Annotated in this window: 25 protein-coding genes and 1 pseudogene; 15 read left to right on the forward strand and 11 right to left on the reverse strand. The window is 72.7% G+C overall.

Annotation, left to right across the window (positions count from 1 at the left end; all coding sequences use genetic code 11):
- Nucleotides 1-148 precede the first annotated feature (148 nt).
- Both PV350_RS15360 and PV350_RS15365 read left to right on the forward strand, forming a co-directional pair.
- Nucleotides 149-1,042 (forward strand): helix-turn-helix transcriptional regulator, encoded by an 894-nt coding sequence (locus tag PV350_RS15360; RefSeq protein ID WP_500334317.1) that lies wholly within the window; start codon nt 149-151, stop codon nt 1,040-1,042.
- Nucleotides 1,043-1,128: 86 nt separating this feature from the next.
- Nucleotides 1,129-1,932: a GNAT family N-acetyltransferase gene (locus PV350_RS15365; protein ID WP_499509383.1), complete on the forward strand. Its 804-nt coding sequence runs from the start codon at nt 1,129-1,131 to the stop codon at nt 1,930-1,932.
- Between the two features lie 51 nt (nt 1,933-1,983).
- Here the strand turns inward: PV350_RS15365 and PV350_RS15370 are convergent, their stop codons facing one another.
- The 3 genes and pseudogenes from PV350_RS15370 to PV350_RS15380 form a co-directional block, all read right to left on the reverse strand.
- On the reverse strand, nt 1,984-3,477 hold the full coding sequence (locus PV350_RS15370) for an IMP dehydrogenase (protein ID WP_499509382.1): 1,494 nt from the start codon (nt 3,475-3,477) through the stop codon (nt 1,984-1,986).
- Nucleotides 3,478-4,197: 720 nt separating this feature from the next.
- A pseudogene (locus tag PV350_RS15375) lies at nt 4,198-4,458 on the reverse strand (carboxymuconolactone decarboxylase family protein); the annotation flags it as partial.
- A 30-nt stretch (nt 4,459-4,488) separates the two neighbouring features.
- Nucleotides 4,489-4,863, reverse strand: coding sequence for a nuclear transport factor 2 family protein (locus tag PV350_RS15380; protein WP_500334320.1), 375 nt, complete (start codon nt 4,861-4,863; stop codon nt 4,489-4,491).
- Nucleotides 4,864-5,110: 247 nt separating this feature from the next.
- On the opposite strand from PV350_RS15380, the gene PV350_RS15385 reads away from it, so the two are divergent.
- The 3 genes from PV350_RS15385 (at nt 5,111) to PV350_RS15395 (ending at nt 6,946) form a co-directional block, all read left to right on the forward strand.
- A complete protein-coding gene (locus tag PV350_RS15385) occupies nt 5,111-5,818 on the forward strand; it encodes an SDR family oxidoreductase (RefSeq protein WP_500334322.1) in 708 nt (235 codons plus the stop codon).
- A gap of 42 nt (nt 5,819-5,860) precedes the next feature.
- A complete protein-coding gene (locus PV350_RS15390; RefSeq protein WP_499509378.1) occupies nt 5,861-6,313 on the forward strand; it encodes a MarR family winged helix-turn-helix transcriptional regulator in 453 nt (150 codons plus the stop codon).
- Between the two features lie 72 nt (nt 6,314-6,385).
- Nucleotides 6,386-6,946, forward strand: a complete 561-nt coding sequence (locus tag PV350_RS15395; protein ID WP_500334324.1) for a mycothiol transferase — start codon at nt 6,386-6,388, stop codon at nt 6,944-6,946.
- 120 nt (nt 6,947-7,066) lie between these two features.
- Here PV350_RS15395 and PV350_RS15400 read toward each other — a convergent pair whose 3' ends face one another.
- Nucleotides 7,067-8,341, reverse strand: a complete 1,275-nt coding sequence (locus tag PV350_RS15400; protein ID WP_500334326.1) for an MFS transporter — start codon at nt 8,339-8,341, stop codon at nt 7,067-7,069.
- 389 nt (nt 8,342-8,730) lie between these two features.
- Here PV350_RS15400 and PV350_RS15405 point away from each other — a divergent pair, with 389 nt between their 5' ends.
- The 3 genes from PV350_RS15405 to PV350_RS15415 all read left to right on the forward strand — a co-directional run bounded on the left by PV350_RS15405 (nt 8,731) and on the right by PV350_RS15415 (nt 12,489).
- Nucleotides 8,731-9,732, forward strand: coding sequence for a nuclear transport factor 2 family protein (locus tag PV350_RS15405; RefSeq protein ID WP_500334328.1), 1,002 nt, complete (start codon nt 8,731-8,733; stop codon nt 9,730-9,732).
- A 136-nt stretch (nt 9,733-9,868) separates the two neighbouring features.
- The gene (locus tag PV350_RS15410; protein WP_500334330.1) at nt 9,869-11,626 is read left to right on the forward strand and encodes a CocE/NonD family hydrolase; all 1,758 of its coding nucleotides are present in this window, start codon (nt 9,869-9,871) and stop codon (nt 11,624-11,626) included.
- A 170-nt stretch (nt 11,627-11,796) separates the two neighbouring features.
- On the forward strand, nt 11,797-12,489 hold the full coding sequence (locus tag PV350_RS15415; RefSeq protein ID WP_500334332.1) for an SDR family NAD(P)-dependent oxidoreductase: 693 nt from the start codon (nt 11,797-11,799) through the stop codon (nt 12,487-12,489).
- 22 nt (nt 12,490-12,511) lie between these two features.
- On the opposite strand, the gene PV350_RS15420 is transcribed toward PV350_RS15415, so the two are convergent.
- Nucleotides 12,512-13,759, reverse strand: coding sequence for an MFS transporter (locus PV350_RS15420; RefSeq protein ID WP_499509372.1), 1,248 nt, complete (start codon nt 13,757-13,759; stop codon nt 12,512-12,514).
- 3 nt (nt 13,760-13,762) lie between these two features.
- On the opposite strand from PV350_RS15420, the gene PV350_RS15425 reads away from it, so the two are divergent.
- Nucleotides 13,763-14,440: a FadR/GntR family transcriptional regulator gene (locus tag PV350_RS15425; protein WP_500334335.1), complete on the forward strand. Its 678-nt coding sequence runs from the start codon at nt 13,763-13,765 to the stop codon at nt 14,438-14,440.
- Between the two features lie 21 nt (nt 14,441-14,461).
- Here the strand turns inward: PV350_RS15425 and PV350_RS15430 are convergent, their stop codons facing one another.
- Nucleotides 14,462-14,824, reverse strand: coding sequence for a DUF1330 domain-containing protein (locus tag PV350_RS15430; RefSeq protein ID WP_499509370.1), 363 nt, complete (start codon nt 14,822-14,824; stop codon nt 14,462-14,464).
- Nucleotides 14,825-15,363: 539 nt separating this feature from the next.
- On the opposite strand from PV350_RS15430, the gene PV350_RS15435 reads away from it, so the two are divergent.
- Nucleotides 15,364-16,218, forward strand: coding sequence for a serine hydrolase (locus PV350_RS15435; protein WP_500334337.1), 855 nt, complete (start codon nt 15,364-15,366; stop codon nt 16,216-16,218).
- On the opposite strand, the gene PV350_RS15440 is transcribed toward PV350_RS15435, so the two are convergent.
- Entirely contained in the window at nt 16,215-17,198 is a 984-nt protein-coding gene (locus PV350_RS15440; RefSeq protein WP_500334339.1) for an IS481 family transposase, read from the reverse strand. The two genes, PV350_RS15435 and PV350_RS15440, sit on opposite strands and share 4 nt — an antisense overlap.
- A 182-nt stretch (nt 17,199-17,380) precedes the next feature.
- Here PV350_RS15440 and PV350_RS15445 point away from each other — a divergent pair, with 182 nt between their 5' ends.
- Genes PV350_RS15445 through PV350_RS15455 form a run of 3 tightly spaced genes read left to right on the forward strand, consistent with a single transcriptional unit; the run spans nt 17,381 to nt 20,105 of the window.
- Nucleotides 17,381-18,028 carry a helix-turn-helix transcriptional regulator gene (locus tag PV350_RS15445; RefSeq protein ID WP_500334341.1) on the forward strand — a complete coding sequence of 216 codons (648 nt, stop codon included), beginning with the start codon at nt 17,381-17,383 and terminating at the stop codon, nt 18,026-18,028.
- Nucleotides 18,025-19,158, forward strand: a complete 1,134-nt coding sequence (locus PV350_RS15450; RefSeq protein ID WP_499509367.1) for an aminotransferase class I/II-fold pyridoxal phosphate-dependent enzyme — start codon at nt 18,025-18,027, stop codon at nt 19,156-19,158. The genes PV350_RS15445 and PV350_RS15450 overlap by 4 nt, the downstream gene beginning before the upstream one ends.
- The gene (locus PV350_RS15455) at nt 19,155-20,105 is read left to right on the forward strand and encodes an ornithine cyclodeaminase family protein (RefSeq protein WP_499509366.1); all 951 of its coding nucleotides are present in this window, start codon (nt 19,155-19,157) and stop codon (nt 20,103-20,105) included. Before PV350_RS15450 ends, PV350_RS15455 begins: the two co-directional genes overlap by 4 nt.
- 36 nt (nt 20,106-20,141) lie before the next feature.
- Here PV350_RS15455 and PV350_RS15460 read toward each other — a convergent pair whose 3' ends face one another.
- Both PV350_RS15460 and PV350_RS15465 read right to left on the reverse strand, forming a co-directional pair.
- Nucleotides 20,142-20,984, reverse strand: coding sequence for a thioesterase family protein (locus PV350_RS15460; protein WP_500334350.1), 843 nt, complete (start codon nt 20,982-20,984; stop codon nt 20,142-20,144).
- Nucleotides 20,985-21,087: 103 nt separating this feature from the next.
- Nucleotides 21,088-21,606, reverse strand: coding sequence for an ATP-binding protein (locus PV350_RS15465; RefSeq protein ID WP_500334344.1), 519 nt, complete (start codon nt 21,604-21,606; stop codon nt 21,088-21,090).
- Nucleotides 21,607-21,739: 133 nt separating this feature from the next.
- On the opposite strand from PV350_RS15465, the gene PV350_RS15470 reads away from it, so the two are divergent.
- A complete protein-coding gene (locus PV350_RS15470; protein ID WP_499509364.1) occupies nt 21,740-22,366 on the forward strand; it encodes a TetR family transcriptional regulator in 627 nt (208 codons plus the stop codon).
- Between the two features lie 18 nt (nt 22,367-22,384).
- Here PV350_RS15470 and PV350_RS15475 read toward each other — a convergent pair whose 3' ends face one another.
- Together PV350_RS15475 and PV350_RS15480 are read right to left on the reverse strand one after the other, a co-directional pair.
- Nucleotides 22,385-23,947, reverse strand: coding sequence for a glycerol-3-phosphate dehydrogenase/oxidase (locus PV350_RS15475; RefSeq protein ID WP_500334351.1), 1,563 nt, complete (start codon nt 23,945-23,947; stop codon nt 22,385-22,387).
- A 5-nt stretch (nt 23,948-23,952) separates the two neighbouring features.
- Complete coding sequence (locus PV350_RS15480; RefSeq protein ID WP_499509363.1) at nt 23,953-24,552, reverse strand: TetR/AcrR family transcriptional regulator; 600 nt, start codon at nt 24,550-24,552, stop codon at nt 23,953-23,955.
- Nucleotides 24,553-24,624: 72 nt separating this feature from the next.
- Here PV350_RS15480 and PV350_RS15485 point away from each other — a divergent pair, with 72 nt between their 5' ends.
- Entirely contained in the window at nt 24,625-26,217 is a 1,593-nt protein-coding gene (locus PV350_RS15485; protein ID WP_500334347.1) for an FAD-binding oxidoreductase, read from the forward strand.
- Nucleotides 26,218-26,219 lie beyond the last annotated feature (2 nt).

A 26,219-nucleotide genomic window follows, 5' to 3' on the forward strand; every position in this document is an offset into this window, starting at 1 on the left:
CCCGACCTGCTGCGAGCGCCATCCTGCTACGGACGGTGACGGCACCGCCGCCCCGGGGTGAACACCTCGTGCGGGGCCGTCCGGCCCGTCGTACCTGGTACCAAGGGGGCCAGGCACGTGCGCGCCGGGCGGGGTTACGGTCCTCGGTATGGACGCTTCGAATGCGCTGGGTGAGTTCCTGCGGGCTCGCAGGCGCCTGGTCCGGCCGGAGGACGTCGGCATCGGCACCCGAGGGACGCGTCGGGTCGAGGGTCTGCGACGGGAAGAGGTCGCGATGCTCGCCGGGATCAGCACGGACTACTACCTCCGGCTGGAACAGGGACGCGACCGCAATCCGTCACCACAAGTGCTCGACGCGATCGCCCGGGCGCTGACCCTGGACCAGGACGCGGCCGACCACCTGATCGGCCTGACGCAGGCTCAGGGAAACCGCGCGGCCGCGCGGAGGCGGTCCCGCGGCCGGGCACCGCGACCGGAACAGGTGCCACAGAGCGTCCGCGAACTGATCGACGGATGGAGCGGCAACCCCGCCTGGGTGCAGAACAGGTTCTTCGACGTCCTCGCCGTGAACGACCTCGCGGCGGCCCTGTCGCCCAGCTACGCCCCCGGCGTGAACCTGCTGGCGGCCGCGTTCCTCGATCCGTCGGAACGTGAACGGCGCAGGGACTGGGAGTCGATGACACGCGAGGGCGTGGCCACCCTGCGGGCCCTGGCGGGGCCGGACATCGACGACCCCCGGCTGACCGAGCTGGTCGGTGACCTGTCGCTGCGGAGCGACCGTTTCCGTGACCTGTGGGCCCGCCACGACGTGGCACCGCACACGGGCCGGGTCTCCCGCCTGAGGCACCCGCGGGCCGGCGACCTGGAACTGCGGTCGAACAAGCTGACCATCGCCGGGAGCGACGGGCTCATCCTCGGCGTGTTCCACCCCGAGCCGGGCAGCCGCAGCGCGGAACTCCTGCAGATGCTCGGCGATCTCAGCGCCTCCCCCCGCCCCTCGGCGGGGGAGGACCGGGACCGGCTGACCGCGCCGGAACGGTGAGCGAAGGACGCCGGTCCCCGGTCCCACGACGCCCGGCAAACCGGGGTGCTCCGGCACACGGCACCCTGACGGTGAAAGCAACGAGGATGACGGACAGACGAATTCCGGCGGAGACGCCCGTGCCCGGGGACGGTGTGGACCTCACCCGGGTGACCGCCAACTTCCGCCAGTACCTGCTCGGATGGGGCGAGGCGGAGCGCGGCGAGGGGGACCTCGACTACTACCGCAGCGGACTCGCGACCCCCCAGTTCAACGGCGTGGTCCGGAGCCTTTCCCCGGACGAGGCCGGGCGGGCGGCCGCCACGGTCCGGACCCGGCTCGCCGACGTCCCCTGGTGGTGGTGGGTGGGCCCCGACAGCCCCGACCCCGAGGGAACGGCGGCCGAGCTCGCCCGTCACGGACTCGTCGAAATCGGCTCCGTCCCGGTGATGGTCCGGTCGCTCGACCGGCTCGTCGAGGCCGGGGAACGACCGGACGGCCTGCGGGTCGAGACGGTCGAGGAGCCCACCCGCCTCGCGGAGTTCGTCCGCACCTACAGCGCATCCATGGGCGTCCCGCCGGGCCTCGAGGCCGACATGGTGCGCATCGAGGCGCAGCGTCCCGACAACGCGGACGTCGTACGGCTCGCCGCGGTGCTCGACGGTCGTGTCGTCGGCACGACCGTGGTGATCACGGCCCACGGCCACGCGGGGATCTTCCTCGTCCACGTCGCCGGGACCCACCGCCGTCGTGGAATCGGCGGCACCCTCACGGCCGCGGCCCTCCGCGTGGGCCGCGACCGCGGGATGCATTCCGCCGCCCTCATGGCCAGCCCGGCCGGCGAGCCTCTCTACCGGCGCCTCGGCTTCACGACGGTGTCCGCGTACCGGCTCTTCACCCTGCCCGCGTGAGGACGGCCCGTGCCCCGGCCCTGGTGAGGGCCGGGGCACGGGCCGGTCGGATCACTCCCCGGAGTGGACGGCGGGCCGGCGCAACTGCACCTCGGCGCCGGTCTGCTTGAAGGACTCCGCGGACACCGGGACGAGCACCGCGTCGCGGTGGAAGTCCCGCAGGTTCGTCGACCCGCAGCTGATCATCGTCGAGGTGAGCTTGGCCCGGGTCCGTTCCACGTTGTCGTACAGGCTGCCGGCGTAGGGCACGTAGCCGTCGACGCCCTCTTCGAAGACCATCTGGCCGCGCTGGCCGTAGCGGGCCGCGTTCTGCGCGCGCCGCGAGCCCTCACCCCAGTACTCCTTGTACCACTGGCCGCCGATCTGCAGCTTCGGCGACGGGCTCTCGTCGAGCCGGGCGAAGTAGCGGCCGAGCATGATGAAGTCCGCCCCCATCGCCAGCGCCATCGCCATGTGCGAGTCGTTGAGCAGGCCCCCGTCGCAGCACAGCGGCACGTACACCCCGGTCTCCTGGGCGTAGGCGTCGCGCGCCTCGACCACGTCGAGCAGTGCGGAGGCCTGCCCGCGGCCGATGCCCTTCTGCGCGCGGGTGGTGCAGATGGCCCCGCCGCCGATCCCGACCTTCACGAATGCCGCGCCCGCATCGGCCAGGTAACGGAAGGCCCGGCCGTCGACGACGTTCCCCGCGCCGACGAAAACGTCGTCACCGTACGTCTCCCGTGCGAATTCGAGGGTCCTCGCCTGGTACACGGAATAGCCGTCGGAGGAGTCCAGGCACAGCACATCCGCGCCGGCTTCCAGCAGAGCGGGAATACGGTCCTTGAAGTCACGGGAATTGATGCCGGCGCCCACCCGCAGACGCTTCTCGCCGTCCACGCTCGCGCGGTGGTACGTCTTGTGGGCCTGGTAGTCCCTCTTGAGCACCAAGGAGACGACCCGGCCGTCCTCGAGCAGCGGCAGAACGTCCAGGTGGTGATGCCAGATCAGCTCGTTCGCCTCGGACAGCGAAACCGAGGCCGGCGCGGTGACCAGGTCGTCACGGCCCCGCATCCGGTTGCCGGCGGCCTCGGAGGTTCCGTGACGTTCCAGATGGAAGTCGTCGAGGCTGATGATCCCCAGGAACTCGCCGTCCGGTTCCCCGTTCTCCGTCACCACGGCCACGCCCTGCTCGGTGTCGGCCAACTGCCGTGCCACCTCGCCGAGAGGCGTCTGCGACGCCACGGTGACGTCGCTGGTCCGGAAGCCGGCCTTGTGCCGCTTCACCGTCCGCACGTCCGCGGCCTGGTCCTCGACCTGCTGGTTCTGGTGGATGAACGACAACCCGCCGACCTGCGCCAGCGCCACCGCCAGCGTCGGTGACGACACCGCCTGCATGATGGCGCTCACCATGGGGGTGGCGACCCGGATCCCCGGCTCCTCGCCGACCCGGTGACGCACCAGGGGCGCTCCGAGGTCCACGTTGTCCGGCGTGCAGTCTTCCGTGGTCAGGCCCGGAATGAGGAGGTACTCACTCAGCGTGCGGGAAATCTCGGGGAGGATTTTCACGTCGTCTCCAAAAAGGGCCTGCGCACCGGTCGACGACCGATGGGCGAGGCTCGCGCCGGCAGTGCGGATCGACGCCGGCCGGTAGCGCACGGTCGGAAGAATGCGCTCTGGAGATCCTGGGAGCGGGCACACCCGGCGGGTCGGTGCACACACGCGCGGCCGAATTGACAGCGAAGGCACGACAGACCGGAATCCGCACGGTGTTGCACAGGCGCTGACTTCCATGACGCCATGCGTGATCGTACCGCACCCGGCCTTTTCCAAGGTCGGCTTGGGCGTGTCCCGGCGGTGGGCCGCACCGGCCTCCGCACGCCGCCCACCGCCGGATCGGCCCGCCACCGACCGGGACCTACACGACCCGGCGATCGATGTCAGCAGCACGCCGTCAGTATCCCCGGGCGTGCTCGGGGAATCGACGTCTCAGGCGCGGTCGGCGTCCGTCGGGGCGTCCAGGACCTCGTCGCCGTAGACCTTGGTCACCTCGACGTCCAGAACGGTGGCTATCCGGCCGAACGACCAGTAGTAGCCCGCCACTTGAAGGACCTCGACGAACTCGCGCTCACTGAGGAATGACCGCGCCAGGTCGAACACCTCGTCGCTGACGCGGGGCTGCCGCACCACTTCGGCGGTGAGGCGGAGCAGGGCGCGGTCGGGGAGGGGGATGGCGGGGTTGTCCAGGTCCCGGGCCCGGATGAGCCGGCGGGTCGGCTCGTCGACACCTGCGGCCTGCGCCATGGGTTCGTGCTGGGCCGCGACGAAGGCGCAGCCGGTGTACTCGGCGACCGTGAGGATCACGAGTTCGCGTGAGCGGGCCGGGAGGCGCAGGGAGGTGAACTGGGCCCGGGCGAGCTCCACGAACGGTTTCACGGTGCCGGCCGAGTGGGACATCATCTTGACCATGGGGTCCGGCGGCAGCGCCGTCAGGTACTGACGGACCTCGTCGGGGAAGGACGCCGGGTCCGGGTCGGTCAGGCGGGGCATGGTGTGCTCCTGGGTGGGTGGTCGGGGGCGTCAGCGGGCTTCGGCGGGGAGGTCGAAGCCGGTCTCGCTCAGGTGCGAGAAGCGGCCGTCCTCGGCGTGGGCGCCGAAGATCGCGATCTCGCGGTGCTGGGTGGAGCCGTCGGCCAGGGTGAGGTGGAAGACGTGCCGTTCGGCGTACGTCGTGCCGTCGCCGACCTCGTCGATGACGGTCACCGTGCCGCCGGTGATCCGGGGGCGGATGCCCGCGACCATGGCCGCGAACTCCTCGCGGGTCAGGACGTCGCCGTCGCTGCGGTGGGTGTAGTCGGGGGCGTAGTACCGGTCGAGGACCTCGTCCAGTGCGACGCCGGGCTCGGGCTCGAAGACCAGTGCCCGGAGGGCTTCGCTGATGCGGGCGCATGTCATCCCAGGTGCTCCTTCGGGGGAGGGGTTATGTGGACCCTTGGGTCCGGATGCATCGAACCGTACCGGACTCCAGGGTCCGGTACGACGTCCGGTGGCCTGTGGACCTCGTCACAGCCCGCGGATCGCGGCGCAAGCGGCGAGCACGCTGGTACCGCGAGTCCCAGGAAAACGGGACGACTCCCTGCCCGCCCCGCCCCGCCGCAATCTGGAGGCGTCGGAGAACGAACACCGAGACGGGAGCGACACCATGACGACGACACTGATCACCGGAGCCAACAAGGGGCTGGGGTACGAGACGGCGCGGCGCCTGATCGCGGAGGGCCACACCGTGTGGATCGGCGCCCGCGACGCCGAGCGGGGCCGACTGGCCGCCGAGCGGCTGGGGGCGTCCTTCGTCCGGCTCGACGTGACGGACGACGGGTCGGTCGCCGCCGCCGCGCGGACGATCGAGGCCGGCGGCGGCCTGGACGTGCTGATCAACAACGCCGGCATCGAGGTGCGCCGGCCGGACAACAGCGTCGTGCCCACCGTGGAGACCACCGCGGACGCGATGAGGACGACCTTCGACACCAACGTCTTCGGCGTCGTGCGGGTCCTCCACGCGTTCGTGCCGCTGCTCCGGAAGTCCGCAGCCCCGGTCGTGGTCAACGTCAGCAGCGGCCTGGCCTCGCTGCACCACGTCACGGACCCCGACCAGCCCGCCCACATGTTCCCGGGCCTGGACTACCCGGCGTCGAAGCTGGCCGTGAACATGATCACCGTCCAGTACGCGAAGGCGCTGCCGGACTTCCGGATCAACTCGGTGGAGCCGGGGTTCACCAAGACCGACCTCAACGGCAACACCGGGTTCCAGACGGTCGAGGAGGGCGCCGAGGTCATCGTCCGCATGGCGCTCGTCGGCTCCGACGGCCCGACCGGCGGCTACTTCGACCGCAGCGGCGCGCTGCCCTGGTGACGGGAGGCTGTAGGCGGTATACCGGCGGGTTAAGCTGGCGCCATGACGGCGGATGCTCCCCTGGACGCAGAAGAAGAGCGCTTCTGGCGTGCCCTGCAGCGCGTGATGACCGCGTTGCCGAAGGCTCTGGATGACGACCTTCTGAAGTCGACCGGGCTGACGCTGTCCGAGTACTCGGTGCTGATGTTCCTGTCCGAGGCCAAGGACCGCGAACTGCGGATGATCGACCTGGCCGAGCTCACCCGCCTGTCGGCCAGCCGTATCTCACGGGTGGTCGACTCCCTCAAGGCCCGCGGCTGGGTGGCCAAGCGACGGCACGAGGTGGACGCGCGGGGGAGCGTGGCGACCTTGACGGCCGGCGGGCTGGAACGGCTGGAAGCCGCCTATCCGTCGCTCCTGGCCAGTGCGCGCAGGCGCGTCATGGACCACGTCGACTCCGCCGACCTCTCGGGCATGGCCGTCCAGTTCGAAAGCGTCGCCGAGCACCTCGGCTGACGGTTGGCGTCCGGCGTCCGGCGGCACAAACCCGGTGGCGGAACCGGGCCGTCACGGACCACCATGCGGGGCATGAGCGACCAAGCGCCACGATGGACCCGGGCAACCGTCTACCCCGACATGTGGGTCGACCCGGACGACGACCCCCGCGACAGCGAAGGCCCCGGTCCGGAGGGTGAGCTCGCCACCCTTCAGGACTACCTGACGAGCTACCGGATGACCTTGCGGATGAAGTGCCAGGACCTGGACGCGGAGCAACTGGCCCGTCGTTCGGTCCCGCCGTCGACGATGTCGCTGCTCGGCCTCGTCCGGCACCTCGCCGAGGTGGAACGGGACTGGCGCAACTGGATCAGCGACGGCGAACCGCTGCCGAAGCTGTACGGCAGGCGGGACGCGGACTTCGACGACGCCGTCGCGGACCAGGCCGTGGTCGATGCCGCGTACCGCGATCTGGAACGCGAGCAGGCCGCGACCGACGCGGCGCTCGCGGCGCATCCGGACCTGGGCGAGCGCGTGGGGAAGGACGGGATCGCCATCAGGGGGCTGCTGGTGCACCGGATCGAGGAGTACGCCCGGCACTGCGGGCACGCCGACCTGTTGCGCGAGTGCGTCGACGGCAGGGTGGGCCAGTGACGGGGGCCTGAGCCCTTCCTCCCCGGCCCGGGGCCACCGCGCGGTCTGCGGGAGTCCGCGTACCCGCGGGTGATCACGCGGTGGCCGCCGTCCTTTTGGTCCGGGACTACCGGTCCGGTCCTACCGGCCCCGGACGGCCGCCCGGCTCGGTACGACCATCCTGGAGGTGTCGACCAGGGCGAGCCCGGCAAGTCCCAGCAGGGGCAGGACGGTGAGTTGCCACAGTCCGGCGCCGCCCCAGCCGAGCGCGTCGACGAGCCGGGCGAAGAGCAGCCCGGAGAAGGCCGCCGGCACGTAGTAGGTCAGCATGAACAGTCCCGAGCCCCGGCCGACGAGTTCGGGGCGCACCGCGCGCTGCATGGCGGTCGTGCAGTTGGTGAAGAGGATGCCGCTGGCGAAGGTGCCCATGAGGAAGGCGAGGACGTACTGGGCCGGGGCTGACGTGGCGTACTGGTAGGCCAGCGCCGCGGTGCCGGAGGTGGTCACGAAGCCGACGGCCAGCAGGAGACGCTGGTTGACGCGGTCGCCGAGCCAGCCGGCCGGCAGTGCCATCATGGCGCCGAAGCCGAAGAAGGAGACGGCCAGCGCCGCCTGCCCGGCGTCGAGACCGAGGTGCTCGCGCAGGAACGTCGGGTAGAGCCCGAGGAAGCCGTAGTTCACCAGTCCGGTCACGGCGCAGGCGACACCCATGCCGAGCGTGTTGCGGTTGTACGGAGTGGCCGGCACGTGGTCGAAGCCGCCGGCCGACGTACCGGTCCCGGTGCCGGTGACCGCCTCGGTCATGGTGCGGCTCACGGTGGCGACGATGAGCACGGCGATCCCGAGGCCGACGGCCCCGAACAGGTGGAACGGGCCGCGCCAGCCGCCCCAGGCACCGGCGAGGCCGTTGCCGATGAGGGGGCCGAGGAAGACGCCCGCGCCGAAGGCGACGCCGACGACGCCGGCGGCGACCGCCCGGCGGTGGAAGAAGTAGGCACCGATGACGGCGTACAGGGCGGTGGCCTGCATGCCCTCGCCCACGCCGGAGACCAGCCGGTAGGCGCCCATGTCGGCGAAACCGGCGGCGAGCGGGATCGCCAGGGTGCCCAGCGAGTAGACGACGACGCTCATCACGATGACGCTTTTGCGGCCGAGCCGGTCCATCAGGTAGCTCGTGGGAAGCCCGACCAGGGCCATGCCGAGGGTGAAACCGGTCGCGAGCAGCCCTCCTTGGCCGAGGGAGAACCCGAACTCCGCGCGGATCTCGGGCAGCAGGGGATAGAAGACCTGCCGGTCCATCGCGTTGACCATGTACGAGACGCACAGCATCGCGAAGCCGAGGGCGACACCGGCGCGTGTGAGGGGCCTGGGGGAAGTCGGGGCGGGAGCAGCCTTCGCAAGGGGTCCGTCGATCACGTGAGGGTTCCTTGGGGGACGACGACAGGGAGTCGTATGCAGCACCGGACGCTTGTCCGTATGCCGTACACGTGAAGCGCTGGGCGCAACGATGAGCGACACGTGAGGGGCTGTCAATACATCGTGCGCGGCCTCTGCGGAGGATCCGTTGCTGCCCCCAACGGGCAGCCTTGAAGACGATTCCTACGTCCCGGGCACTAGGTCCCAGGATCTACGGACGGATGTCCGGATGTATGTGCTTGCGCATGAATCTATGTTACGGTCGCGCTCACTCCCCTGGGGGGCAGCGCAGCACGCGCTGCCGTGCGCCCCACCGCCCGTGGGCGCACCCTGTCCCGTCGCCTCAGGGAGCGGTCGGTCTGCCGACGGGACGACGACTGGAGAAACCCATGAGCTCATCCTCATCCCGCCCCGCCCGCCCCAGCCGCAGGACGCTGCTCGCCGGAAGCGTCGCGGCCGCCGCGGCCACGGGCATCGCCGCCGCCCCGGCCGTGGCCGCACCGCGCCCGCACGGCCACGCCCCGCTCCGGGTGATGGGCCACGACGTGGACGTCAGCCTGGCCACGCCCGAGCTGTCCCGCTTCTTCGCCTCCTACTTCGAGGCCAAGTCGGGGACCGACGCCGACGCCCTGATGGCGCACTTCGCCCGGGAGTCGGTCACCTACGCCGACGCCACGGTCGGATGGATCTTCCGTGACTGGCAGTCCCTGTACGACCAGTTCGCCTCACTGCTGGGCAGCTGGCCGGAGTCCGCCTACGCCTATCCCACCCGGATCATCGGCGACCTCGACAGCGCCGTCGTGTTCTTCACCGACTCGCCGGAGCTCTTCGGGCACGAGATCCGGGCCGTCGGCACCGTGGACTTCCGCCACGGCAAGGTCACCCGCTGGGTGGACCACTGGGACGGACGCTCCCTCACCGTCGACGGCGTCGCCGCCCTGCGCACCCCGCTCGACCGGTTCCCCACGGACTTCGGGGAGCACAGGACCGGGGGGAACGCGTCCCCGGCCCTCCGGAGTGCCGTCCGCGACCTCACCACCGCGCTGGCGGCGGGCGACGCGACACGGGCGGCCCGCCTCCTCGACCCCGACGTGGTCGTGGCGGACATCGCCCTGCACACCCTGGTGACCGGCCGGGAGCGGGCGGCGGCCTTCTTCGCCCGCACGCTGCCGACCCTGCCCTACGGGCGCGGCGTCACGGTGCGCCATGTCGTGGGAAGCGCCCGCGGCGGCGCCTTCGAGTGGATCAGCCGCAGCCGGCTGCCGCTGGGCGCCACCGTCCTCGAACTGGGCCGCGACCGCCTGATCACCCGCATGACGTCGGTCTGGGACAGCGCGCTGTGGCCGGACGCGGCCGTCGGATCGGCCCAGGCCGCCACGATCCTGGGCTGAGGGCCACCAGTGCCGGCTTGAGGACCGGCATCAGCACCGACTCCCGACGGGAGCCCCGCCGCGCGGCGTCGCGCGGCGGGGCCGTCCCGTCGTCCGCAAGGGGGCGTTCAGCGCCCGTCGACGAACGGAGACAACGATGGAAAGCTGGCACAGCAGCGAGGTCCGGGACGGCATGCGCATCGACTGGGACGTCCCGATCCCGATGGACGACGGAGTGGTGCTGCGGGCGGACGTCTTCCGTCCCGTGACGGAGGGACGCCATCCCGTGATCATGACCCATGGGCCCTACGCCAAGGGACTGGCCTTCCAGGAGGGCTACCCGGGCATGTGGGGGCCGCTGTCCGCCAAGTACCCGGACGTGACCGCCGGTTCGTCCAACCGGTACCAGAACTGGGAGACTGTCGACCCCGAGAAGTGGGTGCCGGACGGGTACGTGTGCGTCCGCGTGGACTCGCGCGGCGCCGGGCGTTCCCCGGGCGTCCTCGACATCTTCTCCCCGCGGGAGACCGAGGACTACCGCGCCTGCATCGAGTGGGCGGGCACCCGGCCGTGGAGCAACGGCAAGGTGGGCCTGCTCGGCATCTCCTACTACGCGGTGAACCAGTGGCAGGTGGCGGCGCTCCGGCCACCGCACCTGGCGGCGATCTGCCCCTGGGAGGGGGCCAGCGACCTCTACCGGGAGTTCGCCCGCCACGGCGGGATCCTCAACACCTTCACCTCCGTGTGGTACCCCGTCCAGGTCGCCTCGGTGCAGCACGGCGTCGGCGAGCGCGGCGCACGCAACCCCCACACCGGCGAGTTCGTGGCGGGCCCGGGCACGCGCCCGGCGCCGGAGCTGGCCGGGCTCCGCACCGACGCCCCCGCCGAACTGCTCTCCCGCCCCCTGGACGACGCCTACTACCGGGAGCGCTCACCGGAACTCGGGAAGATCACCGTGCCCGTGCTCTCCGCCACCAACTGGGCGCACCACCTGCACACCCGGGGTGGCTTCGAGGGGTTCGCCCGCGCGGGTTCGGCGCAGAAGTGGCTGGAGGTGCACGGCCTGGAGCACTTCGCCGAGTTCTACACCGACTACGGCGTGGCCCTGCAGAAGCGCTTCTTCGGCCACTTCCTGAAGGACGAGGACACCGGCTGGGACCGGCAGCCGCCCGTCCAGCTGAACGTCCGTCACGTGGACGGGACGTTCGAGCGGCGTCAGGAGCAGGAATGGCCCCTGGCGCGGACCCGGTGGACCGAACTCCACCTGCAACCGGGCACGATGGCGTTGAGCGCGGAGGCGGCCCTGCAGGAGCGGAGCGCCGACTTCGACGCGGCCGGGGACGGACTGACCTTCACCACCGAGCCGTTCCCCGAGGACGCCGAGATCACCGGGCCCGCGGCCGCCCGCCTCCACATCGCCTCCACGACCGCCGACGCGGACCTGTTCCTCACCCTGCGGGTGCTCGACCCGGACGGCAAGGACGTCACCTTCGTCAGCGGACTCGACCCCGCGGGCGTGATCGGAGCGGGCTGGCTGAGGGCCTCCCACCGTGCCACCGACCCTGGGCGCAGCCTGCCGTACCGGCCCTGGCACACCCACGACCGTCCCCAGCCGCTCACGCCGGGCGAGGTCGTCGCAGTGGACGTCGAGATCTGGCCCACCTCCGTCGTGGTGCCCGCCGGCTATCGCTTCGCCCTCACCGTCACGGGACGCGACTTCGAACTGCCCGGTGACGGCCCCTGGCCCAGCACCTACGGCGTACCGATGAAGGGACACGGCATCTTCCTGCACAACGACCCCGACGACCGCCCGGACGAGGTCTTCACCGGCACGACCACCCTCGTCTCGGGCCCCGCCCACCCCTCCTACCTGCTGCTCCCCTTCGTACCCCGGAGCGCGCGGCAGGAGCTGTGACGGCGGGCGTGGGCCCCGCGGCGCGGAGGAACCGCGGGGCCGGCGCCACCCCGCCGGGCGTCGTCAACGCCAGCCACAGGGCGGATCCCCCGGGAAGCGGCGTTGACGGGACCCGTACGCGGTACGGATCCCTGCGGCGACAGAAGATCCGCACAGCGCAGGGGAGACCCATGACCGTCTCACTGATCACCGGAGGCACCAGGGGCCTCGGCCGGGAGACCGCCCGCCGGCTGATCGAGCTGGGGCACACCGTGCACGTCGGCGGCCGCGACGCGCGCCACGGGCGTGCGGCCGCCGACGACCTCGGCGCCCACTTCGTCCCCCTCGACGTGACCGACGACGCCTCCGTCACGGCGGCCGCGGCCGACCTCACCCGCCGGGAGGGCCGGCTCGACGTCCTGGTCAACGGCGCCGGGGCGTTCGAGGGCATGCGCGGGGCCGAGGAGGTCACCGCGGCCGTCATGCGCCACGTCTTCGAGACCAACGTCTTCGGCGCGGTGCGGATGACACACGCCTTCCTGCCCCTGCTGGCGGTATCCGAGGCACCCGTCATCGTCAACGTGAGCTCGGCGTTCGGCTCGTTCGGCCTGGTCACCGACCCGGGCCGCCCTGAGGCCCGCATCCTCCTGCCGGTGTTCGCGTCGTCGAAGGCGGCGCTGAACATGCTCACGGTGCAGTACGCCAAGGCCCTGCCCGGCCTGCGTGTCAACGCCGCCGAGCCCGGGCTGACCCGGGCGGACCCGTTCGGAACGGGCAGCGGGACGGTGGGGGAGGGCGCCGAGGCGATCGTCCGGCTGGCGACCCTCGGCCCGGACGGTCCCACCGGCACCTTCTCCGGCCCGGACGGCGCCCTGCCTTGGTGATCCCCGCGCTCGGCGCCGCCGGTCAGCCCACGTTCCGGTCCCGCCCCGCGAGCAGGCCCGCGACCAGCTGGGCCACCATCAGGACGGCCATGAGGACCAGCGGGACCCGCCAGCCGCCGGTGTGCTCGTAGAGCGCGCCGACCAGGAACGGGACGGGGATCGACAGCAGGTATCCGGCGCTCTGCGCGAAGGCGGAGAGCCGTACCACCGTGGCGCTGTTCCGGCCGCGCAACCCGATCATCGTCAGGGCCAGCGGGAACGAGCAGTTGGCGACGCCCAGCAGCACGGCCCACACCCACGGCGCGGCAGCCGGTGCCGCCCACAGCCCCGCGTACCCGGCCAGCCCGAACACCCCGAGCACGACCGCGATGCCGCTCTGCCGCCGCAGCCGCCCCGCGAGGGCCGAGAGCGCGAAGGACAGCGGCACGCCCAGCAGTGAAGTGACGGCGAACAGCAGGCCCGCGGTCCCGGCCGACAGCCCCGCGTCCCGGAACACCTGGGGCAGCCAGCCGATGACGACGTAGGCGGCACCCGCCTGCAGGCCGAAGTACGCGGCCAGCGCCCATGCCGTGGGGGAGCGGGTCATCCGCACCCCGGGTCCGGACCCGGCGCCGGGTGGCCCGGGTGCGGGCTGCGGCGCCCGGTCCGCGGTACGAACGCGCGCCAGCACGAGCCACGGGGGCACGGCGACGGCGGCGACCACGCCCCAGGCGCCCAGCCCCCACCGCCAGTCACCGCCGAAAGCCCCGGACAGCGGCACCGTGGCGGCCGCCGCGACCGAGGCACCCAGGTTGAGGGCCATGGAGTACAGGCCGGTCATACGGCCGACCTGGTCGGGGAAGCGCTGCTTGACCACCACCGGCAGCAGCACGTTGGCCACGGCGATCCCGGCGAGCGCGAAGGCGCTGAGCGCCAGGAACAGCACGGTGCCCCCGGCGAGGGGCCGCAGCACCAGCCCCACGGCGACCACGGCCGTGCCCGCCGCGACGACCGCCGAGGGCCCGTACCGGCGGGCGAGCCCGGGAGCGGCGAAGCCGACCAGGGCGAAGCAGAGCGCCGGCACGGAGGTGAGCAGCCCCGCGACGGCACCGCTCATCCCGAGGGCGGCGCGCGCTTCGGCCAGGACGGGCCCGAGGCTCGTGACGGCGGGGCGGAGGTTGAACGCCACCAGCAGCAGCGCCACCACCGCCAGGCCGCCGGTGCGGGCACCGGGCCGTGCCGGGTTCCGCCGTTCCGCGGACCGGCTCGGGACCCTCCGGCGTATAATCATGGGATGAGTCTACGTCCCGTGCCGCGCCCTTCCGGGCTCTTCGAGCAGGTCGTGTCCGGACTGCGCCGCCAGATCACCTCCGGGGCCTGGCCGGTGGGCTCGCGCATCCCGACCGAGCCGGAACTCGTCCGGCAACTGGGTGTGGCCCGCAACACCGTCCGCGAGGCCGTCCGTGCGCTCGCCCACAACGGGCTGCTGGACATACGCCACGGCTCGGGCACGTACGTCGCGGCGACCAGTGAGCTCGCCGGGGTGATGCAGCGCCGCTTCGAGGACGCCGGGCAGCGGGACGTGACCGAGGTACGCGGCGCCTTGGAGTCGGCCGCGGCCGGCCTGGCCGCGACGCGCCGCACGGAGGACGACCTCGCCCGCCTCGGCACGCTGCTGGACCGGCGGGAACGCGCCTGGGCCTCGGGTGACCGGGACGCCTTCGTGGACGCGGACAGCGCCTTCCATCTCGCGGTGGTGGCCGCCTCGCACAACGAGGTGCTGGCCGAGCTCTACGCGGACCTGGGCCAGGTCGTCAGGGACTCGCTGAAGGAGCACTTCGGCGCCCCCGCGCTGCACCCGGAGGACTACATGGACCACGCGCGTCTGCTGGACGCCGTCCGCGCCGGCGACGCGGCCGCGGCGGCCGGTGAGGCCGCCTCCCACACCTCGGGCTGCCGGTTCGGCGGCTGAGCCCGCCGGGTCTGCGGCCCGTCAGGCCGGCAACGCGCCCGTCCGGGTGGCTTCCTCCCTGAGCCGCGCGGCGGTCCGGGTGACGTCGTAGCCGGGTCCGACGCCGTCGACGAGGATGACCTCGCCGTCGAGATGGCGGGTGCGGAGCGGAAGGATCTCCTGGTAGGCCTTCGACCCGTACCAGGCCCGCGCCCGGTCCATGTCCGGGAACTCGATCAGGACGATCGTCCCGGGCCACCGCCCCTCGACGACCTCCACGGTCGCGCCGTGGACGATGAAGCGGCCGCCGAAGGGGTCCAGGGTGTCCTGGATGCGCTCCATGTAGGTGAAGACCTCCTCGTGGGGCTGCCCGGGACGAAGGTGGCCGACGGCGTAGGCGGTCATGGCTGCTCCCTTGGGTCGTGGCGCGTGGTGTCCGGTGTCCGTCCTGCCGGACGTCCTTGATCCTGCCGGGCCCGTGCGGGCCGGTCGATGACGCCGGAGGTAATGAGGGGCGTGCGAGCTTCATTACATTCGGGTCATATAGGCACGGTTCGGGCGCGGCTGCGAAGTCCGATGCAGGAACGCCCCCAGGAGGCTGTCCGCGACCGGAGTGGCGGTCGGCCCCCCCGGGTGGCGGCAACGCCTTGCAGCGGTCGCCTCCGCCTGGCCGACCGGCTGACAACGACGCGTCACGCCACGAGAGTTGGGGCATCGGGCACGCCAAGACGGTGGCGCGGAACGGCGTCACGCCACGGCCGCGCGACAGCCCCCGGGGGCTTCCCCGTGAACCGTCCGGCCACCCGGGGACGTGGCCGCGAAGGGCCCGCCGCGGCCCTCGTCGCCCCGGCCGGACGTAGCCGACGTCACATCCCGTCCTGCCCAACCGTCCGCCCACACTGGGCAGTCAGCCCGGCCGGCAGCAACCCGATGGACGGAGTGACATGGGTCATACCCGAATATCCCGGCGCGCCATGGCCGCCGCGGTCCTCGCAGGCGTGGCGGTCCCCGTGGCGGCAGGAGCCGCGACGGCGGAGGCCGCCGCAGCGACGCCCCAGGTGAGCTGCAGCTCGGCGGCGCCCGGACTGGCCGCGAAACTGCAGCGGGACATCACGTCGGCGCTGGAGGGCGGCACCGCCCGCACGGCCGTGTCCGTGCACGACCGCACGACCGGCACGTCGTGCACGCTCCGCGCGGACCAGCACTTCGACTCCGCCAGCACGGTCAAGGTCACCGTCCTGGCGACCCTGCTGCGGGACGTGCGGCAGCACCACCGCCACCTCACCTCCCGTGAGGCCGGGCTCGCCACCGCCATGATCACGAAGTCGGACAACGACGCCACGACCGCGCTGTGGAAGCAGCTCGGCGTCGCCAAGGTCAGCGACTTCCTGTCCGCCGCCGGGATGACCCACACCGTGCCGGACGGCGCCGGGGCCTGGGGTCTCACCCAGATCACCGCCGGGGACGAGCAGAAGCTGATGGACCTGCTCACGGCGCCGAACGCCGTGCTAGGCGACAACGCGCGCGCCTACGCCCTCAAGCTGATGAACGAGGTCGTCCCCTCCCAGCGCTGGGGCGCCCCCGCGGGCGCCCCGGACTCCGCGGTCGTCCACGTCAAGAACGGCTGGCTCTCCCGTGCCACCCACGGTTGGCGGGTGCACAGCCTGGGCGCCTTCACCGGCGGCGGGCACGACTACAGCATCACCGTCCTCACCGACGACGACGCGACGATGGCCTCCGGCATCGCCACCGTCGAGGGCGTCTCCCGCGCGATCCACCAGGACCTCGACGCGGCCTAGGTGTATTGACCCGCAGCGTTGTTGACGCGGCTGATTGGGGGCTTGCCTCCGAGTGCGGTGTGGCAGCGATGGTGGTTGTAGGTGTGGAGGAAGTCTGCCAGGGCTTTGGTGCGCTCTGCGTTTGAGGTGTAGGGCCGTAGGTAGGCCCATTCTTCGAGCAGGGTGCGATTGAAGCGTTCGACCTTGCCGTTCGTCTGTGGCCGGTAGGGCCGGGTGTGTTTGTGGGTGATTCCGGCCGCGACGAGGGTGTCTCGCCAGGCCTTGGATTTGTAGCAGGAGCCGTTGTCGGTGAGGACACGCTCGACGGTGATCCCGTGGGCGGTGAAGAAGACTTGCGCCCGGCGCCAGAAGGCGATGGCGGTGTCCTTGCGCTCGTCGGGCAGGACATCGCTGTAGGCCAGGCGGGAGTGGTCGTCGATGGCGGAATGGATGTAGCTGTAGCCGATCACCGGCGTGCAGTTCTGCCGCTGGGTGGTGGTGGCTTGCCGGTTTCGGTCTCCCGCGGCCCTGCCCACGGTGCGCCAGCCGCCTCCGTCTGGGATGTTGCCCAGTTTCTTGATGTCGACATGGACCAGCTCGCCCGGCTGTGCCCGTTCATAGCGGCGGATCGGCTCGCCGGTGGGTCGGTCGATCCAGGCCAGCCGGTGCAGGCCGTGCCGGGTCAGGATCCGGTGAACTGTCGAGGCCGGCATCCCGAGGATCGGCCCGATCCGTGCCGGGCCGAGCTTACGAGTGGTCCGCAGGTGACAGACCCGGGCCTCCATGGCGGCCGGTGTGCGGTGAGGGACGGTGTGTGGCCTGCTCGTACGGTCGTGCAGGCCGGCGTCGCCCTCGGCCCGCCAGCGGCGGACCCACTTGTGCGCCGTGGCGCGCGAGATGCCCATCTCCGCCGCGACATGAGCGACCGGGCGACCCGCGCAGACACGCTCGACCAGTAGCCGCCTGCCGTGCACGGTCAGGCGGGCATTACGGTGGGACACGAAGACCTCCGGTGCGGTGCAGTCCTAGACAGCTCCACCACACCGGAGGTCTTCGCCGTGATCAAGACCCAGCAGGTGTCAACAACGCTCGTGGTCAATACACCTAGGTGTATTGACCCGCCGCGTGCCCCCCTCCACGGAGGCGCTGGACTGATTGTCCAGTCTGGACGTACAGTCCAGCCATGGAGAAGGCGCGACTCGACGAGAACGACCCCCGGGTGCGGCAGTGGGCCCCGGTCTCCCAGGCCGTGGCCCTGCTGCTGAGCCCGTACGCCGAGGTGGTCCTGCACGACGTGGCCGACGACCGCGTGCTGGGCATCTGGAACCCCATGTCGCGGCGTACCCCCGGCGACCCCTCGCTGCTGGGCGAGCTGGAGCGGCTGGACCCGTCGGCGCACGACGTGTACGGCCCGTACGAGAAGCTGCTCGCCGACGGGCGCCGGCTCTCGTCCGTCAGCGCGGTCCTGCGGGACGGCGACGGCCGGCCCTCCGCGGTCCTGTGCGTCAACCTCGACCGGACCCCGCTGGAGCAGGCGGCCTCGGTGCTCTCCGCCTTCGCCGCGCCCACCGTGCCGCACCCCGAGCCGCTCTTCGAGCAGGACTGGACCGAGCACGTGCAGCGGACCGTCGGCACCTACACCCGGGACCGGGGCTGCCCGGTGGACCGCCTCGGCCGCGAGGACCGCCTCGCGATCCTCGAGGAGCTCGACCGGGCCGGGGTGTTCACGATGCGCCGCGCCGTGCCCGTCGTGGCCGGCGCCCTGCAGGCGTCCCGCTCCACCGTCTACGCCCTGCTCGCCGACCTCAAAGCACAGAGGAAGCACCCGTGAGCCGACTTCCCGACTTCCGGCTGGAAACGTACTTCTCCCGCTGGGAGTTCACGGTCCGTCATCATCTGACCGCCTCGGACGCGCAGACCATGACCCTCCCCGAACTGCTGGAACTCGCCGAAGCCGAGGACCGGCACGCCTGGGAGACGCTCTCCCTCGGCTACACCCGGACCTTCGGCGACCCCGGGCTGCGCGAGGCGATCGCCGGAACGTACGAACGGGCGGGCGCCGACGACGTGATCTGCTTCGCAGGCGCGGAGGAGGCGCTCTACCTCGCGATGGAGGTGCTCCTCGGCCCCGGCGACCACGCCGTCGTCGTCACCCCCAACTACCAGGCCGCGGAGACCGTGCCGCTCTCCCTGTGCGAGGTGACGGGCGTGCCGCTCGACCCCGGGCGGGACTGGGCCCTGGACGTGGACCGGGTGGCCGCGGCGCTCCGCCCCACCACCCGCGTCGTGTCCGTGAACTTCCCCAACAACCCGACCGGCAAGGTCATCGACACCGCCGACTTCACGCGCCTGGCCGAACTCTGCGACGAACGCGGCATCCACCTGTTCAGCGACGAGGTCTACCGCGGCCTCGAACGCGACCCGGCCCGCACCCTGCCCCAGGCCGCAGACCTGTCGGAACGGGCGCTGTCGCTGAACGTCACGTCCAAGTCGCTCGGCCTGCCCGGGCTCCGGATCGGCTGGATCGCCTGCCGGGACCGGGAGTTGCGCTCGCGCCTGGAGCGGGCCAAGCACTACACCACGATCTGCAACGCGGCGCCCAGCGAGGTGCTCGCCCGGATCGCCCTCAAGGCCCGCGACCGGATCCTGGACCGCAACCGCGCGCTGATCGCCGCCAACCTCCCGCTCTTCGACGCCTTCTTCGCCGAGTTCGACGACCTGTTCAGCTGGCGAGCCCCGGACGGCGGTTGCGTAGCCTACCCCCGCTACCTCGGCGCCGACGGCGTGGAACGCTTCTGCACCGATCTCGTCGAGCAGGCGGGGGTCCTGCTGCTGCCCGCGAGCATCTACCGCTCCGAGCTCACCGAGACGCCCGCCGACCGCTTCCGCGTCGGCGTCGGGCGCCGCGACCCGGCCCCCGGACTCGACGCCCTCGCCGGCTGGCTGCGAGCACGCCGATGACCGTCCCCGTCCTGGGCCCCGAGGAGATCGAGGCCGCCGCGCGGCCCGCGCTGGTGCTGGACGCGGTCCGTGCCGCGCTGATCGCCCACGCGGCCGGCCGCACCACCGTGCCGCCGCCCACCCATCTGACGTTCCCCGCCGCGGACGGCGACTGCCACGTGAAGACGGGCTGGATCGACGGGTCCGACGACTTCACCGTGAAGATCGCCTCCGGCTTCTACCGCAACCCGGAGCGCGGCGAACCCGTCAACCACGGCCTGGTCTGCGTCATCAGCGCCCACACCGGCCGGGTCCGCGCCGTCCTCGACGACGGCGGACGCCTCACGGCCTGGCGCACGGCAGCCGCCGGAGCCCTCGCCGGCCACGCCCTGGCCCGCCCCGAAGCCCGCAGCGTGGGGGTGTTCGGCACCGGCGAGCAGGCCCGGCTGCAGGTACGGTGGCTGGCGATGCTGCGCCCCGTCGGCCGGGTCCTCGTCCACGGCCGCGACGCGCGCCGGGCGGCCGCCCTCTGCGAGCACCTGGCCGCCCACGGGCTGAGCGCCGGCCCCGCCTCCGCCGCGGAGGCCGCGGGCGCCGACATCGTCGTCACCGCCACGCCCGCCACCTCCCCGGTGCTGGACGCCGACGCGGTCCGCCCCGGCGCGCACGTCACGGCCGTCGGCGCGGACATGCCGCACAAGAACGAGCTGCCGCCCGCGCTCTTCGCCCGTGCCGGCGTCATCGCCACGGACGACCACGAGCAGTGCCTCCACCACGGCGACCTCGCGCACGCCGTCCGCGCGGGCGCGGTCCCGCACGACGCCGACGTCCCCCTCGGGGCCCTGCTCCGCACCCCTCAAGGCCGCGGGGACCGCACGGACGCCACCGTGACGATCGCCGACCTCACGGGCGTCGGGGCCCTCGACGCCGCCGTCGCCGCGGCGGTGGTCCGGGAACTCCTCGGCTGACGTCCTGTCGGGCGACCGCTTCCGCGGGGCGGGGGGTCAGGCCGAGGCGCCGCGACGCGGGGCGACGAACAGGCTCTGCACGCTGCGGCCGATGGGGCCCTGTTCGTCGTGGAGGGCGGCCTCGGCCATGCCGACGCCGTACGGGTCGACGGTGGTGCGGGCATCGAGGCAGACCCACTCGCCGGCGGGGTGGCGGTGGAGGTGGACGGTGAGGTCGGGGTTGACGAAGAGGTGCTCGGAGAAGTCCAGCACATTGCTCACGCCGTTGCCGGAGTCCGCCGCGACCAGGACACGGTCCAGGGGAGCGGTCTTCTCGCCCGCGACGAGCGGGACGCGCATCCGCAGCCAGCAGGTGGCGGGGCCGCGGTCGAGGAAGGAACCCGCGGCGAAGCGGGTCTCCATGGCCGTGTGGTAGCCGGTGTCCCAGGGCACGGGGAAGAACGGCTCGGGGCGGGCCTGCGCCGGTCCGGGAACGGCGGGTTCCGGGGCGGCGGCGCGGGGATCCGTGGCGGGGCCCGCGGCGGGGACGGTGCCGGGCGCGGTGCGGATGCGCAGGGCCCGCGCCCGCATGATCTGAGAGCCCCCGTCGGGCGACAGGGAGGCCTCGACCAGTTCCACACTGCGCCCCTCGCGCAGCACGCGGGTGGTCACGGTGAGCGGGGCGAGCGGCACCGGGCTGTGGATCTCGAAGGTGATCCGGACCAGGCGCATGTCCTCGCGGGCGCCCGGGCGCGTCTGCACCGCGCGGCCGAGCAGGGCCGCAGGCGGTCCGGCATGCTGGCTCGCGGCGTCCCAGGGGCCGCGTGTGTACCCGGTCGGGACGAAGCGCTCGTCCGCCACCCGCTCGAAGAAGGCCTCGACATCACTGTGGTCCGGCATGCTCACCGCTGCTCTCCCGCCCGCTGACGACGGAATAGAGGCTACTGGTGGGTAAGTCCGGTGTCACGGCACGGGTGGGAGGGGAGGCTTCGCGGGCGTGCCTTCAGGCGGCGGCCGGCGACAGTTCGAACCACGTCGTCTTGCCGGTTGCCGTCCGGTCGGTGCCCCAGGCGTCGCTGAGCAGGTCCAGGATCTCCATGCCGCGCCCGCCCTCCGCGTCGGTGTCGGTGACGCGCCGGACCGCGGCCCGGGAGCTGATGTCCTCGACCTCGCACCGCAGGTACCCCTCCGTGACGCGCAGGTTCATCCGCACCGGACCGCGTGCGTGCCGCAGGGCGTTGGTGACCAGTTCGCTGACCAGGAGTTCCGCCGTATCCGCGAGGTTGCCAAGGCCCCATGTATGCACCTGCGCCGTGGCCAGCCTGCGGGCGCGGCCCACCGAGGCCAGCTCGTGGTCCAGCGGCCAGGAGGCGTCCCGGGCGGAGGCGCGTCCGGCCGGAGCGTGCAGGGGGCGCACGGGCTCCAGGGTGCGTGACCACAGCCTGAGCTGCCGGGCGAGCCAGGACGCGGAGGTGCGGGTCCCGTCTGTGCCGATGGCCTGGGCGGCGGCCATGGTGATCATTCCCTTCCGCTGTCGGGAGTGAGGCGCGAGAGTTTTTCCTGTAGCACCCGCTACATCTATCAAATATACATGTAGCGGGTGCTACGGTAAATAGGCTGGCAAAAGCGATCAATACGGACTTCGGGAGAGTGCCATGCCGCGACGGGCCGATGCCGACAAGCGGCGGGAACTCCTCGACCGTGTGCGGGAGTACGTGGTCGCGCACGGCCTGGCGGATCTGTCCCTGCGGCCGATGGCCAAGGCGCTGGGCACCAGCGACCGGATGCTCCTCTACTACTTCGGCAGCAAGGAACGCCTGGTCGCCGAGGCACTCGCCCTGGACGCGAGCCGGCCGATCCTGCGCTTCCGCGAGGTCCTCGCGGTGGCCGGCACGCCCCGGGACGCGGAGGGGATGCGACGCCTGGCGGAGGCGCTGTGGCGGGAGGTCCGCAGCCCCGAGCGCCTTGCGCTGTTGCCCCTGTACTTCGAGATGATGGCCGCCGCCATGCTGAGACCCGAGCGCCATGGCCCCCACATGTACGGACTGGTCACCGAGTGGACCGAGCTCATCGCCCCTGTCTTCGAGGGCCTGGGCATGGCAGGGGAGCGTGCGCGCATCGAGGCATCCCTCCTGGTGGACGCCGTCTTCGGGCTCCTGCTCGCATTCCTCGCGGACGGTGAGGAGGAGCGTGTGGACCCCACGTTCCGCACGCTCCTCGACCGCCTCGAAGCCGGTTGGCGTACCCCTGACCGTGCCCCGGGGGCCGCCGTCGTCCCGTGACCCCGGGCCGGGCCGGGGTCACGCCCCGGCCAGTACCTCCTCCGCCGCCTTCAGCGCCGTCTCACGGTCGGCCGGGACGAGGCCCACGCGGGTGCGCCGGTCGAGGAGGTCGCCGGTGTCGAGCGCCCCCTCGTGGCGTACGGCCCACACCAGCTCCGCGCGCGTGACCGGGTGACCGGGCGCGACCGGCTCCCGCAGCGCGGGATCGGCGGCCCCGAGGGCGTGCACGGCGGGGGCCTCGGTGCCGTAGCGCTGCACCAGGCGGCGCGGGGCCCGCAGGCCGGTGAGCACGTGCGGCGCCGCGGCGCCCACGAGCGGCAGCGACGTGGTGCGGCAGGGAGCGGCGCCGAGCCCGCGGGCCGTGACGGCCGCGTCGACCGCGTCCTGGGCCATCCGGCGGTAGGTCGTGAGCTTGCCGCCGACGACGGTCACCACGCCCTCGGCGGAGGTGAGCACCGCGTGCTTGCGCGAGATGTCGGCGGTACGGCCCGAGCCGTCGGCGGAGGTGTCGAGCAGCGGGCGCAGCCCGGCGAACGCCCCCACCACGTCGTCGCGGTGGACGGGGACGTCGAGCGCCGTGCCGAGCACGTCGAGCAGGAAGCCGATGTCCGTCTCGGGCACCTCCGGCACGTCGGGGACGGTGCCGTCGACCGGCTCGTCGGTGAGCCCCACGTACACCCGGCCGTCGCCCTGCGGCAGGACGAGTACGAACCGGTTGGACTCCCCGGGGATCGGTATGTGCAGGCCCGCGGGCAGGCCGCCGAGGCCGTCGGAGCGCAGGACCAGGTGCGTGCCCCGGGACGGGCGCAGCCGTACGCCGTCGACCAGGCCGCCCGCCCACACGCCGGAGGCGTTGACCACCGCGCGGGCCCGGATCGTCTGCTCCTCGCCGGTCAGCTCGTCGCGTACGACGGCGCCCGAGCCGCTGAGCGAGACCGCGCGCACCCGTGTCAGGATCCGCGCCCCGTGCGCCGCGGCGGTCCGGGCGATCGCGGTCACCAGGCGGGCGTCGTCGGCAAGTTGGCCGTCCCAGGACAGCAGGCCGCCGCGCAGCCCCGCGGTGCGCAGGGCGGGGGCGAGGTGCCGGGTCTCCACCGCGGAGAGCCTGCGCGGCGCCGGGAGCGTGGCCCGCGCCGTCCGCGCCGACAGGCGCAGCGCGTCGCCGGCCCGGAAACCGGACCAGGCCAGTGCGGCCTGCCCGCGCGAGACCAGCGGGGTCAGCGGCAGCACGAAGGGCTGGGCGCGGACGAGGTGGGGGGCGGTGCGCTCCATCAGCACGCCGCGCTCCACCGCGCTCTCGTACGCGACGTCCAACTGGCCGGAAGCCAGGTAGCGCAGGCCGCCGTGGATCAGCTTGGAGCTCCACCGGGAGGTGCCGAAGGCCAGGTCGTGGGCGTCGATCGCGGCGACCGACAGCCCGCGGGACGCCGCGTCGAGGGCCGCGCCCGCGCCGGTGGCGCCGAGGCCGACGACCAGGACGTCCACCTGCTCGCCGGCGGCCAGTTCCGCCAGCTCGCGGGCGCGCCGCGCGGCGCTGAGCGAGGACGCGGGGGAGGGGGCCGGGCTGCTCACGGGACTCATGGGGCTCATGGGGCGAGGGTCCTCTCCAGGATGTCCCGCAGCTCCCCGAGGAAGGCCGCGGAGGTCAGGTCGGGGTCGTCCTCGTCGGTCATGGTGCGCAACGAGAGCGTGAACGACTGGACGACCAGCAGCACGGAACGGGCCTGTCGGGTGACGTGGCCGGCGCGGACCGAGCCGTCGGCGTGGCCCTCCTCCAGGGCGGCGGCGATCCGTTCCAGCAGTGCGTCCTGGCTGGCGCCGCGGCGGTCCAGCACATAGGGGAGGAGCAGTTCGGGGTCGACGTCGAGGATCTTGACGAACAGCGGGTGGCGGCGGAAGGCACGCACTCCCGCCACCAGCCCCTCGACCATGTACGTCCGGATGCTGGTGCCCTCGTGCCGCTCGGGCATCGCGTCCACCGCCACCGAGACCCACTCACGGGTCATCAGGTCGCCGACGAGCGTGCGCACGTCGGGCCACCGCCGGTAGAGCGTCATGCGGGACACGCCGGCCCGGCGGGCCACGTCGGTCAGGGTCGTGCGGCGGACGCCGACGGCCAGGACGCAGTCGCGGACCGCGTCGAGCACCGGATCGCTGTCCGAGGTGTTGTGACGAATAGGCGCCATGTGTCACAGTGTAACGCCCTGTGGGGGACGCAGGAGACGGCACCCCCAGAAACGACCGGTGAGGACGAGCCCGTGGACATGTTGTGGAGCGGCTGGGGCGACCCGGCCGAAGCGGCCCCGCTGCCCGACACCGTGATCGGCCTGCTGCGCGATCTGCTGGGCGTCAAACCCCGCGGCGCGGAACCCGCCGCCCTGCAGGACATCGCCGTACCCGGGTCCCCCCTCACCGACGAGGCCCGGCAGGACCTCGCCGACTGCGTGGGCGACCCGGTCCACGTGCGCACGGACGCCGAGACCCGGATCCGCCACACGCGCGGCAAGTCCACCCCCGACCTGCTGCGCATCCGCGGCGGCGACGTCGACGACACCCCGGCGGCCGTCGTGCTGCCCGCCGGCCACGACGAGGTCCTGGCCGTCCTCGCCGTCTGCGCCGAACACGGCCTCGCCGTCGTCCCCTTCGGCGGCGGCACCTCCGTCGTCGGAGGCCTCGCCCCGCAGGGGCGGCGCCCCTTCGTCGCCCTGGACCTGCGCCGCATGAACCGTCTGCTGTCGCTGGACCCCGTCTCGCGGACCGCGATCCTGCAGCCGGGGCTGCGCGCCCCCGAGGCCGAGGCGCTCCTGGCCGAACAGGGCTTCACCCTGGGCCACTTCCCCCAGTCCTACGAGTGGGCCACCATCGGCGGATTCGCCGCCGCCCGCTCCAGCGGCCAGGCCTCCGCGGGCTACGGCCGCTTCGACGAGATGGTGCTGGGTCTGACCGTCGCCACCCCGCAGGGCACCCTCGACGCCGGCCGGGCCCCCCGCTCCGCGGCCGGCCCCGACCTGCGCCAGCTGATCCTCGGCTCCGAGGGCGCGCTGGGCGTCATCACCTCCGTGACGGTGCGGATCCGCCCGCTTCCCCAGGTCAAGGTCTACGAGGGCTGGCGCTTCGCCTCCTTCGCCGAGGGCGCCGCGGCCCTGCGCCGGCTCGCCCAGGACGGCCCCCGCCCCACGGTGCTGCGCCTGTCCGACGAGACCGAGACGATGGTCGGCCTCGCCCAGCCCGACGCGATCGGCTCGGACGGGGCCGCGTCCGCGGGCTGCACGGCGATCGCCGGTTACGAGGGCACGGCGGAGGACACCGCCCTGCGCCGGGAGCAGGCCGCGGCCGTACTGCGCGAGTGCGGCGGCGCGTACCTGGGCGAGGAGCCCGGCGAGCGCTGGGCCCACGGCCGGTACTCCGCCCCCTACCTGCGGGACTCGCTGCTCGACGCGGGCGCCTTCGCCGAGACCCTGGAGACCGCCACCTTCTGGTCCCGGATCCCCGAGCTGTACGAATCCGTGCGCGAGGCGCTCACCGCGACGCTCGCCGCGGCCGGCACCCCGCCGCTGGTGATGTGCCACATCTCCCACGTCTACGAGAACGGCGCCTCGCTCTACTTCACCGTCGTCTCGGCGCAGGGCGAGGACCCCGTGGCGCACTGGACCCCCGCCAAGGAGGCCGCCAACGAGGCCGTCCTCGCCGCGGGCGGCACCATCACCCACCACCACGGCGTGGGCACCGACCACCGCGACTGGTACGTCCGCGAAGCGGGTCCGCTTGGCATCGAGGCCCTGCGCGCCGTCAAGGACGCGCTCGACCCCGACGGGCTCCTCAACCCCGGCATCCTGCTCCCCACCCGCTGACC

It is taken from the genome of Streptomyces sp. PA03-6a (genome assembly GCF_033792765.1).
Lineage (GTDB): Bacteria > Actinomycetota > Actinomycetes > Streptomycetales > Streptomycetaceae > Actinacidiphila.